Origin of the sequence: Micromonospora sp. NPDC018662 (assembly GCF_044391475.1) — a bacterium.
In the GTDB taxonomy this organism is placed as follows: Bacteria; Actinomycetota; Actinomycetes; order Mycobacteriales; family Micromonosporaceae; genus Micromonospora.
Genome location: NZ_JBISAC010000005.1, coordinates 215046 through 228152, shown reverse-complemented (window position 1 = coordinate 228152; position 13107 = coordinate 215046). Strand labels below are relative to the sequence as shown.

At 73.0% G+C, this 13107-nt stretch carries 12 protein-coding genes; 8 read left to right on the top strand and 4 right to left on the bottom strand.

Features of this window, described 5'->3' with window-relative positions:
* Window positions 1-5 precede the first annotated feature (5 nt).
* The gene (locus ACH495_RS17620) at window positions 6-746 is read right to left on the bottom strand and encodes an SDR family oxidoreductase (RefSeq protein ID WP_396858780.1); all 741 of its coding nucleotides are present in this window, start codon (window positions 744-746) and stop codon (window positions 6-8) included.
* 57 nt (window positions 747-803) lie between these two features.
* Here ACH495_RS17620 and ACH495_RS17615 point away from each other — a divergent pair, with 57 nt between their 5' ends.
* Complete coding sequence (locus tag ACH495_RS17615; RefSeq protein ID WP_396858779.1) at window positions 804-1373, top strand: TetR/AcrR family transcriptional regulator; 570 nt, start codon at window positions 804-806, stop codon at window positions 1371-1373.
* Between the two features lie 60 nt (window positions 1374-1433).
* Here ACH495_RS17615 and ACH495_RS17610 read toward each other — a convergent pair whose 3' ends face one another.
* On the bottom strand, window positions 1434-2540 hold the full coding sequence (locus ACH495_RS17610; RefSeq protein WP_396858778.1) for an FAD-dependent oxidoreductase: 1107 nt from the start codon (window positions 2538-2540) through the stop codon (window positions 1434-1436).
* 31 nt (window positions 2541-2571) lie between these two features.
* Here ACH495_RS17610 and ACH495_RS17605 point away from each other — a divergent pair, with 31 nt between their 5' ends.
* From ACH495_RS17605 to ACH495_RS17595, 3 genes are all read left to right on the top strand, one after another.
* Entirely contained in the window at window positions 2572-3291 is a 720-nt protein-coding gene (locus tag ACH495_RS17605) for a TetR/AcrR family transcriptional regulator C-terminal domain-containing protein (RefSeq protein ID WP_396858777.1), read from the top strand.
* A gap of 139 nt (window positions 3292-3430) precedes the next feature.
* Entirely contained in the window at window positions 3431-4333 is a 903-nt protein-coding gene (locus ACH495_RS17600; protein WP_396858776.1) for a ParA family protein, read from the top strand.
* A gap of 15 nt (window positions 4334-4348) precedes the next feature.
* Window positions 4349-4756: a hypothetical protein gene (locus tag ACH495_RS17595; RefSeq protein ID WP_396858775.1), complete on the top strand. Its 408-nt coding sequence runs from the start codon at window positions 4349-4351 to the stop codon at window positions 4754-4756.
* Here the strand turns inward: ACH495_RS17595 and ACH495_RS17590 are convergent.
* Entirely contained in the window at window positions 4728-6878 is a 2151-nt protein-coding gene (locus ACH495_RS17590; protein ID WP_396858774.1) for a HelD family protein, read from the bottom strand. The genes ACH495_RS17595 and ACH495_RS17590 overlap by 29 nt on opposite strands.
* Before the next feature lie 423 nt (window positions 6879-7301).
* Here ACH495_RS17590 and ACH495_RS17585 point away from each other — a divergent pair, with 423 nt between their 5' ends.
* The 4 genes from ACH495_RS17585 (at window position 7302) to ACH495_RS17570 (ending at window position 12538) form a co-directional block, all read left to right on the top strand.
* The gene (locus ACH495_RS17585) at window positions 7302-8657 is read left to right on the top strand and encodes a ricin-type beta-trefoil lectin domain protein (RefSeq protein WP_396858773.1); all 1356 of its coding nucleotides are present in this window, start codon (window positions 7302-7304) and stop codon (window positions 8655-8657) included.
* A gap of 133 nt (window positions 8658-8790) precedes the next feature.
* Window positions 8791-11151, top strand: a complete 2361-nt coding sequence (locus ACH495_RS17580) for a ricin-type beta-trefoil lectin domain protein (protein ID WP_396858772.1) — start codon at window positions 8791-8793, stop codon at window positions 11149-11151.
* Between the two features lie 106 nt (window positions 11152-11257).
* A complete protein-coding gene (locus tag ACH495_RS17575; RefSeq protein WP_396858771.1) occupies window positions 11258-11671 on the top strand; it encodes a hypothetical protein in 414 nt (137 codons plus the stop codon).
* A 129-nt stretch (window positions 11672-11800) separates the two neighbouring features.
* Entirely contained in the window at window positions 11801-12538 is a 738-nt protein-coding gene (locus ACH495_RS17570; protein WP_396858770.1) for a Clp protease N-terminal domain-containing protein, read from the top strand.
* Window positions 12539-12585: 47 nt separating this feature from the next.
* Here the strand turns inward: ACH495_RS17570 and ACH495_RS17565 are convergent, their stop codons facing one another.
* On the bottom strand, window positions 12586-13104 hold the full coding sequence (locus ACH495_RS17565; protein WP_396858769.1) for a hypothetical protein: 519 nt from the start codon (window positions 13102-13104) through the stop codon (window positions 12586-12588).
* Between the last annotated feature and the right edge of the window lie 3 nt (window positions 13105-13107).

Here is a 13107-nt window from a genome sequence, read left to right as displayed (position 1 = left end):
GCGGCTCAGCCCTGACGGGTGGGCCGGATGGTCAGGTCGCCGATCTCGACGTCGTCGGGCTGGTCGATGGCGAAGGCGATCACCCGGGCCACCGCCGCCGGGTCGATGCCGAGGTCGGCCATGTGCTGTCGGGCCTGCTCGCGCGTGGCCGGGTCGTCCATCGCGTTGTCGATCAGCTCGGTACGCACGTAGCCGGGGGAGATCGACGTGGTGCGCAGCACGCCGTCGGTGCTCTCCTGGCGCAGCGCTTCCAGGAGGGTGCGGACCGCGTTCTTCGTGCCGGCGTAGACCGCCTGGGTGGGGACGATCTTGAGCCCCGAGGTCGACACGACGGTGACCAGGTGCCCGCTGCCCTGGCGGCGGAACGTCGGCAGCGCGGCGGCGATCCCGTGCAGGATGCCCTTGACGTTCACCTCGATCATGGCCGACCAGCCGGCCACGTCGAGGTCGCCCAGCGGGCCGATCCTGGTCATCCCGGCGTTGCCGACCAGGACGTCCAGCCGCCCGTACCGCTGCACGGCGGTGTCGACGAGCGACGTGAGGTCGTCGGCGTCGGTGACGTCGACGCGTACGGCGGTCGCGGCGCCACCGGCGGCGGTGATCTCGTCGACGAGCTGGTCCAGCCGGTCGGTGCGGCGGGCGCCGAGTACGACGGTCGCGCCCAGCGACGCGAGGTGGCGAGCCGTCGCCGCCCCGATACCGCTGCTGGCGCCGGTGATGGCGACGACCTTGCCCTGGATGGCCATGATGCTTCCCCCTAGACTGGACACATGTCCGGTTACTCCGACCAGCCTAGCGGACACATGTCCGCTTCCGCCACCGGCCACCCGTCGCGGCGGGCCGACGCGCAGCTCAACCGCGAACGGATCCTCGCGGCGGCCCGCGAACTGGTGCGCCAACCGGGCGAGCTGAAGCTCAACGCGGTCGCCAAGGCGTGCGGCATCGGGCAGGGGACGTTGTACCGGCACTTCCCGACCCGGGAGGACCTGCTGGCCGAGGTCTACCGCCAGGAGGTCGACGAGCTGGTCGCCGCCGCCCCGCGACTGTTGGCCCGACACCAGCCGGTGGACGCGCTCGCGGCCTGGTTCGACCGGGTGGCCGCGTACGCCCGGGTCAAGCGCGACGTGTTCGCCGCCGTGGAGGCGGCGACCTGGCGCGGCCTGGCCGCGCACAGCCTGGGTCCGATCGGCGAGGCGGTCGAGCTGCTGCTCGCCGCCGGCCGCGCGGCGGGCACCATCCGCCCCGACGCGGACGCCCGCGACGTCATCGTGCTCATCAGCTGGCTGTCGCGCCTGGACGACGCCGAACTCGACGCCCGTGGGTCCCGGCTGCTCGCCATCCTGGGCGACGGGCTCCGGGCGCGCCCCGCCTGAGCCGGTGCCCGTCCGGCGACCGCACGGTCCCGGCCGGCCGGGACCGGACCGGCCGGCGCGTCAGTCCGGCTCCGGTGTGAAGAAGCGGACGATGTCGTCGGCGGCGGTGGGCGACAGCATCATCGCCTGGACCCGGGCGGACATCTCGGCGATCGGGTGGATCCTGCGGAACATCGCCTCCTCGTAGGCCCGGATCGCCGCGTCCGGGTCGGCGGGGGTGCGGACGAGTTCGGCCGCGAGCTCCGCCGCGTCGAGCATGGCCTGGTTGGCGCCCTCGCCGACCGGCGGCATGAGGTGCCCGGCGTCGCCGATGAGGGTGACGCCTGGCCGGTGCGTCCAGCGGGTGCCGGTGGGCATCGCCTGGACCTGGCGGGGGACCGGCGGTCCCTCGCCGGCTTCGATGAGTCTGGTCAGGCGGGGGTGCCAACCGTCGAACATGGCCAGCAGCGCGTCCTTGCTGCGGCAGGTGTCCGGGTGTCGATCGTCCGCGGGCAGGGTGATCCCGACCCGGATGCTGCCGTCCCCGAGGCGTTGCGCGGCCAGGATCCGGCGTACGCCGACGCACCAGAGGTTGCCGGGGCCGACCAGTTCGGCGATCTCCGGGTGGCGCCGGTCCGCGTCGCCGATGCGGAGCTCCACCGAGGTGGACACCTCGACGAGGGGAGCGTCGGTGAGCAGCGACCGGACGACCGAGCGGGCGCCGTCCGCGCCGACGAGGAGGTCGCAGTCGTCGCGGTGGCCGCCCTCGAACGTCAGCCGGAAGCCGCCGCCGGGGCGTGGCGCCGCCGCGACGAGCCGGTGCCGCCACCGGACCGTGCCGGCGGGCAGCGAGTCGAGCAGAAGGTCACGCAGTGCGCCGCGGTCGATCTCGGGGCGGCCGTCGAACGAGCCGGGTTGCGGCACGTGGTGCACGAGGGTCCGGCCGGCCGGGTCGAGGATGCGGTGTTCCTCGCCCTCCGGCCGCGCCTCGGACCGGAACCGGCCGGTGAGGCCCGCCTCGTCCAGCGCCCGCTGGCCGGACTCGGGATGCAGGTCCAGCATCCCGCCCGGGGAACGCGCCGTGCGGTCGGCCTCGCGCTCGTGGACCACCGCGTCGATGCCGTGTCGGTGCAGGATCCGGGCCAGCGTCAGGCCGCCCAGGCCCCCGCCGGCGATTGAGATTCGCATCGCCACCTCCTCTTGCCGTACACTGTCTTTTATGGATACGCCGTACGGTAACGTACCGTTGCCGGTCTGGGAACGCCCCGAACCTCAGCCGCGGGCGGCGCCGGTGCCGCTGAGCCGGGCGAAGATCGCCGCCGCCGCGATCGGGCTCGCCGACGCGGACGGCCTCGACGGGGTGTCGGTCCGCAAACTCGCCAAGGCGCTCGGCGTCGGCCCGATGCGGCTCTACGACTACGTGCTCAACCGATCCGAGCTGCTCGATCTCATGGTCGACGCCGTCTACGCCGGGATCGCCGAGGCCGACCGGCACGCCGAGTGGCGCGCCACCGTGCTGGCCGTCATGCACCGGACCCGCGAGGCCGCACTCGCGCACGAGTGGTTCGTCGACCTGCTCGGCGCGCGGCCCCACCTGGGACCGCACGCGCTCGCCGTCGGTGAGGCAACCGCGGCGGCGCTCAGCCGGGCCCCGGCCGTACGCGACATCGACGACCTCCAACGGGCGCTCGGCGCGCTCAACGCCTTCGTCGTCGGGGCGCTCCGCCGGGAGATCACCGAGCGACGCACCGCGCGGTCGACCGGCGCCGACGTCGCCGCCTGGCAGGCCGCCCTCGGGCCCTACCTGACCCGCATGCTCGACACCGGCCGTTATCCCACCGTCGCCCGGCTCGTCGTCGACGGCGCCCACCTCGACGCCGCGGAGACGTTCCACCACAACCTGGCCACCGTCCTGGACGGCATCACCAGACTGCGGTGACCGGTTGGGAGGCCGCTCCGGGGACACTCCAGACTCGACGGTCCGGGCGTAGCATCGCCTGCGTGATCGAGGACTTCGCCGGTCGGCTGGTGCGCGACCTGGCCCGCCCCTGCGATCATCGGCCGATGCGGGGAGCGGCATGAGCATCACGTCGGTGATCAACTACAAGGGCGGGGTCGGCAAGACCACCGTCACCGCGAACCTCGGCGCCGAGCTGGCCGCCCGTGGCCGCCGGGTGCTGCTGATCGACCTCGACCCGCAGGCCAGCCTCACCTTCTCGTTCTATCCGGCGCACGAGTGGGAGAAGGACCTCGCGTACGAGAGGACGATCCTGCAGTGGTTCGGGTCGGTGCTGGCCGAGGAGCCCACCGGCCCGCTGCACCCGTACGTGCTCACGCCGGAACCGGCCAACGCGCTGCTGCCCGACGGGGGTCGGCTCGACCTCGTCGCCTCCCACCTGGGCCTGGTCGACGTCGACCTGGACCTCGCCGCGGCGCTCGGCGGGTCGCGCTTCCAGCACGGCAGCCCGCACTTCCTGCCGCTGCACCGGGCGCTGGCCGACGCGCTCGCCGCCGAGGAGTTCGCCGGGTACGACGACGTCCTGATCGACTGCGCGCCGAACTTCACCATGGTCACCCGGACCGGCATCGTGGCCAGCGAGCACATCCTCACCCCGGCCCGGCCCGACTACCTGTCCACGCTCGGCATCGACTACCTGCGCAGCAAGGTCTCCGAGCTGGTCCGCGACTTCAACCGGGTCGCCGCGCCGGGGCCGACCATCGACCCGCAGTACCTGGGCGTGGTGTTCACTATGATCCAGTACGCCGCGGGCGGGCCGATCAACGCGTCCCGCAACTACATGAGGCACACCGACAGCCTGGAGGTCCCGGTGTTCCGCCAGACCATCCGGGAGAACAAGACCCTGTTCGGCACCGCCGGCGAACGGCGGCTGCCCGCCGTGCTGGTGCCGAACGCCAACGAGACGGTGCAGCACGAGCTGCGGCAGCTGGCCAGCGAGTTCCTGGCCCGCACCCGCCTGTGAGAAGGAGACTTCCCGGTGTCCAACCCCGCCGACCTGGCCCACGCCGTCCTGCTGCGGGTGGCGGAGTTCGTCCGCGCGCTGCCCGCCGACCAGCTCACCGCGCTGGCCGACGGCACCGCGAAGCTGGCCGTGGTCGACCGGACCCGGGCCGCCGCCCGGAAGACCGCCCCGGCGTCGGCCGGTGTGGACACCGACCGGGTCCGCGCCGACCTCGCGGCGATCGGTGACCGCGCGGCCGGCGTACGCTACCTCGCCGACCTGAAGCTCACCGTGGCGAAGCTGCGGGCGCTGGCCGGGGAGCTGGGCATCGCGGTGCCCGGCAAGGCCCGGAAGGCCGACCTCGAGCACGACATCGTGCAGTGGACGGTGGGCCGGCGACTGGACTCGGCCGCCGTCAGCCGTCCGTCGGCCGCGCGGGGCTGACCGCGTCGCTCGGCAGGAGCGTCCGCACCTCGGCGAGCACGTCGGCCCAGAAGGCCGACGGGGCGGCGCTGCGCAACTGCCCGGCCAGGTGCTCGGCCAGCCGGTGCGCCTCCCGCCGGGTGAACGGCGCGTCCGTGTCGTCACCCACCCGCGGCGGGGGACGGACCGGCGCGTCCAGCGGCACCGGCTCGCCGGTGCAGACGATGTCGAGGTGCCCGATGGTGCGCGTCAGCGCCACGTAGAGCAGCCGGTGACCGCGTTCGTCGCCGGCCACGATCTCCTCCGGCTCGACCACCACCACCGCGTCGAACTCCAGGCCCTTCGCCTCCTGCGGGCTGACCAGGTTGACCGCGCCGCCCAGCTCGCCCCGGTCGGCGCTGCTCCAGGCCATGTCGTTCGCGGCCAGCGCCGCCTCGATCGGGCGCCGCTGGCGCGGCGGGCAGACGATGCCGACGAACCGGCCGGCCTCGGCGTGCTCCCGCGCCACCGTCACCGCGCGGCCGGCCAGCTCGGCCAGGCCGACCCGGTGCACGCCGGTGTCGGCCGGGCCCTCCCGGACCACCTCCACCGGCGTGACGCCCGGCGCGGCCACCGGCAGCAGCGCCGCCGCCGTCGCGTACGCCTGCCGGGGTACGCGGTAGCCGTACCGCAGCGGGGCGATCCGGGCCGGATGCGTGGCCGGCAGGTGCGCGAGCACCTCGTCCCACGAGTCGCGCGCCCACCTGCCGGTCGACTGGGCGAGGTCACCGACCACCGTCAGTGACCCGGTGGCGCTGCGCCGGGCCACCGCGCGCAACTGCATCGGGGACAGGTCCTGTGCCTCGTCGACCACCACGTGCGCGTACCGCCGGCCGGGGGAGTCGATGAGGTGCGCCAGCTCGTCCAGCAGCGGCAGGTCGGCCGCCGACCAGGTCTCCCGGGACAGCCGGTCCGCGCCGCGCCGGTGCAGCGCCCCCACCTCGGCCGGGGTGAACGCGTCCCCGGCGGCGGCCCGCAGCCGTGCGGTGGAGCCGAGCAGGTCGCGCAGCAGGCCGGTCGGCGTCTGCTGCGGCCAGAGCCGCTCGACGAGGTTGCCGACCGCGTCGGACCGGGCCGGGTCGACGCCGGTGCGGGCCGCCACCAGGGCGGCGAGCCGGTCACCGAGCAGCCGGCGCCGGCCGGCGTACGGCAGGGCGGCGGCCCGGGCCACGGCGAGCGCCTCGGCCACCTCGGCGCCGGGCAGCGTGACGAACCGGCCGCCGACGAGCAGCCGCTCGGCCGGGTCGGGGACGCCGATCCGGGCGTCGAGCGCGCGGGCCAGCAGGCTTGCCATCCGGGCCTCGCCCTTGACCCGGGCCACCGCGTCGGACTCGGTGCGCCCGCGGGGCACGTCCGGGGCGAGTCGGCCGACGTCGCGCAGCTCCACCCCGTCGTCGCCGAGCGCGGGCAGGAGTTGGCCGATGTAGCGCACGAACGTCGGGTGCGGCCCGACCACCAGCACGTCCGCGGCGGACATCTCGGCGCGGTGCCGGAACAGCAGCCAGGACACCCGGTGCAGCGCCACGGCGCTCTTGCCGGTGCCGGGACCCCCCTCGATCACCAGCACCTGGTCGCGCGGGGCGCGGATCAGCGCGAACTGGGCGGCCTGGATGGTGGCCACGATGTCCCGCATGGTGCCGGTGCGACCGCGGCCCAGCTCGGCCAGCAGGTGCGCGTCCACCGCCTCGGCGATCTCGGCGAGGATGGTGTCGGTGAGGTCGTCGATGGTGTTGCCGGTGCAGGTGAAGGCGCGCTTGCGGCGCACCCCGGCGGGGTTGTCGGGGGTGGCCTCGAACCAGCCGGCGGCGGCCGGGGCCTGCCAGTTGACCACCAGCACCTCGCCGTCGGCGTCCCGGATCAGGTGCCGCCCGACGTACCGGATCTCGCCGGCCTCGTCGTCGATCCGGCCGAACGCCACCGCGTCGTCGGCCGCGCCGAGCGCCCGCCCGGCGTCGGCGGCGTACCGGCGCAGGTGGGCGGCGGCGGTGGGGTGGGCGGCGGCGGACGGCAGCCGGGCGAGGTGGTCGCGGCGCCGGTCGCGGTGCTCGGCCGCGGTGTCGAAGTACTTCTGCTCGGCGGCGATGTCGGCTGCCCTGGACGCCACGCGGATCTCCCTCATGCCGGTGCGGACCGGTCCGGCCGACGGGACTCGGTCGGACCACCGTACCGGCTCGGTCCGACGCCGCGCCGGAACGTCACCCGCCGGAAACGGCATTGACATATGTCACTGGCCGGCCTAGGGTCTGGTCGAATCGATTCGAGTCGCGCGCTGTGGCGTTCCAGCGGCGACGGCGGGCGGTTCGGGTCGCGGTCGGGCGCGTGCGGTGCGGGTGCCGCCGCCGACGCGACGGCCGGCTGGTCCCGCACCGGGCATGCGGACCAGGGGTGAGGCCCGGGAGCTGAGCCGATCACGGCGGGCCCCGGCGTGCGCGTTCCCCCGTGCCGGCCGGTGGAGTGGCGGTACGGGGATCGTTCGCGGTCCCCGTACCCGAAACAGGTTCTCACCAAGTGGCGAAGGAGCCGCGTCATGACGATACGCAGCACTGTGTTGGGGCCCCTCGCGGCCGCGGCGGCCCTGGTCGTGGTGGCCGCGACGGCAGTGGCCGGCGGTCCGGGCGGGGCCGCGTCGGCCGCGTCGGCCGGCGCGCTCGCGGGGACCGCGGGGTGCGGTCGGGCCCCCACGTTGACCAGTGGTCCCCGGTCCATGCAGAGCAGTGGCCAGAATCGAAGCTTCATCCTGCGGATCCCCGACAACTACGACCGGAACCACCCCTACCGGCTGATCTTCGGATTCCACTGGAACGGCGGCACCGCGAACGACGTCGACTCCGGTGGGGCGGACCGCGAGGCCTGGTCCTACTACGGCCTGCGGCAGCAGGCGAACAACAGCACCATCTTCGTCGCGCCGCAGGGCAACGGGAACGGTTGGGCCAACCCCGGCGGTCAGGACGTGACGTTCGTCGACGACATGATCAGGCTGATCGAGGGGGACCTGTGCGTCGACACGACGCAGCGGTTCGCCCTCGGCTTCAGTTACGGCGGCGGCATGAGCTACGCGCTGGCCTGTGCCCGGGCCACCGTCTTCCGGGCCGTCGCGGTCTACTCCGGTGGCCAGCTCAGCGGGTGCGCCGGCGGCACGCAGCCGATCGCGTACCTGGGGATCCACGGCATCGGGGACCCGGTGCTCAACATCTCGGCCGGCCGCTCGCTGCGGGACACGTTCGTGCGCGCCAACGGCTGCACCCCGCAGAACCCGCCGGAGCCGAGGGCGGGCAGCCTGACGCACCTCACCACCACCTACGCCGGTTGCCGGTCCGGCTATCCGGTGGTGTGGGCCGCGTTCGACGGTGGCCACACCCCTGGCCCGGTGGACGGCGGTGGAGACAGCGGCGCCCGGACCTGGACGAAGACCGAGGTGTGGCGGTTCTTCACCCAGTTCGGCGGGGCCGGGCCGACGCCGACCCCGACGGCCAGCCCGACCACCCCGCCGCCGAGCGGCACGTCCGTCGTCCGCAACGCCGCCGCCGGCCGGTGCCTGGACGTCAACGGTGGCTCGCAGGCCAACGGCGCGGCGGCGATCATCTGGGACTGCCACGGCCAGAGCAACCAGTCCTGGACCTCGACCGCGGCCCAGGAACTGCGCGTCTTCGGCGGCAAGTGTCTCGACGTCAACGGCGCCGGCACCGCCAACGGCAGCTCGGTGATCATCTGGGACTGCAACGGCCAGTCCAACCAGCAGTGGCGGCTCACCGCCGACGGCACGATCACCGGGGTTGGTTCGGGCCGGTGCCTGGACCTGGTCGGCGCCGGTACGGCGAACGGCACGCGGACCGAGATCCGGGACTGCACCGGCGCGGCCAGCCAGCGGTGGAGCCGCGCCTGAGCCGTTGACCGTTCTTCGTGTGAACGCTAACATATGACGTCTTATAGATCGACATTGATCGATTAAAGGTGACCGGGAGGCGGATCGGATGTTCAGCACAGTGAGTCGTCCACGGAGATCGTGGCGGGCGGTGATGTCAGCGGCGGCGGCATCGGTCCTGGCGGCGGCGGCCGTACTGACCGCATCCGCCTCCCCGGCCCAGGCGGCCACCGCCATCACCATCAACGGGGCGTCCGGCGGGCGGGCGCTCGACGGCATCGGCGCGGTCAGCGGCGGCGGCGGGAACAGCAGGTTGTTGATCGACTATCCCGAACCGCAGCGCAGCGACATCCTCGACTATCTCTTCAAGCCGGGCTACGGCGCCGCGATGCAACTGCTCAAGGCGGAGATCGGCGGCGACACCAACTCCACCTCCGGCGCCGAGCCCAGCCACGAGCACACCCGGGGCAGCGTGAACTGCAACCGGGGCTACGAGTGGTGGCTGATGGAGCAGGCCAGGCTGCGTAATCCCACCATCGCGCTGGCCGGCCTGGCCTGGGGGGCGCCGGGCTGGATCGGCAACGGCAACTTCTGGTCCACCGACTCGATCAACTACCTGGTGGGATGGCTGGACTGCGCGGCGACGCACGGGCTGACCATCAACTACCTGGGCGGCTGGAACGAGAAGGGCTGGAACACCACCTGGTACAAGAACCTGCGGTCCACGCTCAACGCCCGCGGCTACGGCAACGTGAAGATCGTCGCCTCGGACGACTGGGGGTGGGGCGCCGTCGACGACTCGCTGCGTGACCCGGCCTTCGCCAGCGCGGTGCAGGTCTTCGGCAGCCACTACGTCTGCGGCTACCGCGGCCCCCAGAGCAGTTGCCCCAGCTCCGCCAACGCGGTCTCGACCGGCAAGCCGCTGTGGGCCAGCGAGAACGGCTCCGACGACTACAACGCCGGCGCGCCGGCGCTCGCCCGGGGCATCAACCGCGGCTACCTCGACGGCAAGATGACCGGCTACATCAACTGGCCGGTGATCGCCGCGATCACCCCGAACATCCCCTGGTCGACCACCGGCGTGGCGGTGGCCCAGCAGCCCTGGTCCGGCGCCTACTCCATCGGCAAGAGCACCTGGGTGATGGCGCACACCACGCAGTTCGCCGCCCCGGGCTGGCGCTACCTCGACGCGTCGAGCGGCTACCTCGGCGGCAACCGCAACAACGGCAGTTACGTCTCGCTCAAGTCCACCAACAACAGTGACTACAGCACCATCATCGAGACGCAGGACGCCGGCGCGGCCCAGCAGCTCGACTTCACCGTCACCGGCGGCCTGTCCACCGGCACCGTGCGCGTCTGGGCGACCAACGTACGGTCGAACAACAGCGCCGACCACTTCGTCCGGGGCAGCGACATCACGCCGAACGGCGGGCGCTTCTCGCTCACCGTCCAGCCCGGCTACGTCTACAGCATCACCACCACCTTCGGACAGGGCAAGGGCACCGCGGTCAGCCCGGCCCAGGGCAACCTGAAGCTGCCGTACAGCGACAACTTCGACAGCTACGCCACCGGCCGCGAGGCCCGGTACCTGATGGACCAGCAGGGCTCGTTCGAGATCGCCGGGTGCACCGCCGGGCGTACCGGCCAGTGCGTGCGCCAGATGTCGGAGCAGGCGCCGATCTACTGGACGTCCGGCCAGGCCGAGCCGTACGCCCTGCTGGGCGACCTGACCTGGCGCAACTACACCGTCTCCTCGGACGTACTGCTGGAGAAGCCCGGTTACGTCCAGCTCATCGGGCGCGGCAACACCTACAACCACCAGGGGCCGCAGAACCTGAACGGCTACTACTTCCGGGTCACCGACGGCGGCGCCTGGTCCATCCGGAGCAACAACACCAGCGGCAACTGGCGCACCCTGGCCAGCGGCAACACCACGGCGCTGGGCACCGGACGCTGGCACAACCTGTCGTTGAAGCTCAACGGCGGCACCCTCACCGCGGCGATCGACGGCACCACCGTCGGCACCGTGTCGGACTCCGCGTGGGTCGCCGGCCAGATCGGGTACGGCACCGGCCAGGGCGTCACCGCCCAGTTCGACAACCTCTCCATCACCCCGGGCGACGGTTCCAGCAGCCCGACCGGCGAGGTTCGCAGCGCGAGCGCCAACCGCTGCCTGGACGTCAACGGCGCCAGCCAGGCCGACGGCGCGGTGGTGCAGATCTGGGACTGCAACGGCGGCGCCAACCAGCAGTGGACGGCCGGCACGAACAACCAGCTCACCGTCTACGGCAACAAGTGCCTCGACGTGGCGGGCACGGCCTCCGGCAGCCGCGCGCGGATCATGACCTGCAACGGCGGCAGCAACCAGCAGTGGCGGCTCAACGCCGACGGCACCATCGTCGGCGTCGGCTCGGGGCTCTGCCTGGACGTCAACGGCGCGGGCACCGCCAACGGCACCGCGGTCCAGGTCTGGACCTGCAACGGCGGCAGCAACCAGCAGTGGGTACGCGGCTGACGCACGACCGTCCGTCGACCCGGTCGCCCCGTCACGGGCGGCCGGGTCGACGCGTCACACCGGCAACTACGGTCAGGGACATGGCCGACTCGTTTGAGGGACGCAGATGATCCCACGACGCACCACCACCGAGCTGGAAGTACCCGACCGGCTGTTCCAGATCACCCACGTGAGCCGGACCCACACCCAGGTGTGGCTCCAGTCGGACGCGAGTGAGAACCACAAGCATCGGCTGGAGGTCCTCTTCCAGGACGTGCGATACCTCTGCATGCCGTTCGTGCTGCGCGGTCTGTGGTTGGCCAAGGCCGAACCGGAGCACGCGGCCCGCCTGCTGGACCAGCACGAGCTGGACGCGGACCCCGCCTGGGACGTCTACCGGGTCTCGCGCACCCAGGACTGGTTCGTGGTCTCGGCCAGCCCGCTCTGGGCGGAGTCGAAGCTGGGCTATCGCGACGAGCCGGTCTTCTGGTCCCAGACGGGCCGCGAGGACGTGGTGGTGTCACTCGGCACGGTGGAGTGACGCCAGCGCACTCGGCACGCGCCCCGGTCCGCTCGACGGGCCGGGGCGCACCCGTGTGGGAGGGAGGCGCGGCCGGAGGAGCGTCAACCCAGGGTTGACGAAAGGCATGCGTCAACCTATGGTTGACGCATGGACGAGACCGAACCGCTCAAGATGAGCCACCCGGTGCGCCTCGACGATCTGATCGAGGGCATCAAGAAGTCGCACACCGACGCGCTCGACCAACTGGCCGACGCCGTCCTCGTCGCCGACCACCTCGGTGACGTCGCCGACCACCTGATCGGGCACTTCGTCGACCAGGCGCGCCGCTCGGGCGCCTCGTGGACGGAGATCGGCCGCAGCATGGGGGTGAGCAAGCAGGCCGCCCAGAAGCGCTCCGCCGCCAAGGCGGAGACCGCTGCCGCGCTCGACCCGAACGCCGGGTTCGGCCGGTTCACCCCGCGCGCCCGCAACGTGGTGCTGGCCTCACAGGAGGAGGCGCGCGCCGCCGGCCACGCCGAGATCACCCCGGGGCACGTCGCGCTGGGGCTGCTCGCCGAGCCGGACGGGCTGGCGGCTGCGTTGATCAAGGCGAGGGGCGTACCCCTGGAGATGTTCCGGGAGGCCGTCGCCGCGACCCTGCCGGCGAAGGCCGACCAGGTCCCGGACCTGATCCCCTACGACGCGCGGGCCAAGAAGGTCTTGGAGCTGACGTTCCGGGAGGCGCTGCGGATGGGGCACAACTACATCGGCACCGAGCACATCCTGCTCGCCCTGCTGGAGGAGGAGGGCGGCGACGGCGTGCTCGGCGGGCTCGGCCTGACGAAGGAGGCGATGGAGTCCGCGGTGGAGGGCGCGCTGGCCGAGCTGGCCCGTAAGCGGGCCTGAACCGCGCCGGGCGCGCGCCACGGGGGCGCGCGCCCGGCACGCGGATGTCAGTCGGCGGCGGGGAAGCCGTAGCGGGCGGCGTGCTCCGGGTCGGCCGGGTCGACCTGGCGGATGCCGGCGTCGGCGAGCCGCTTGTTCACCTCGTCGAGACGGTCCCGGACCAGCCGGGCCTCCTCCTCGGTGACCCGGCCGCGGTGCGGCCGGCCGGCGTGCTCGACGGTGCCGTAGTCGATCTTCTCGGCGGCGCGGCGCGCCTTGGGCGGCTTGACCCGCTCGGCGGTCCGCAGCAACTGCGCCATCGGCACGTCGGTGGCCATCGCGTCGAACTCGCTGGCGGTCAGCACCACCCGGCGCGGCTCACCGCCGCCGTGCCGGTCGTGGATCTCCACCACGGCGACGTCCAGCGCCGCGTCGTCGATGCTCTCCACGTCGACCGCTGTGGCGTCCAGTTGCACGGGCCCGGCGACCAGGTCCGGGTGCTCCAGCACGACGACCCGGACCACCTCGTCGTCGGGGGACAGCGCCTGGCCGGTGAAGTCGGAGACGTGGATCGTCTTCTTGCCCATGCG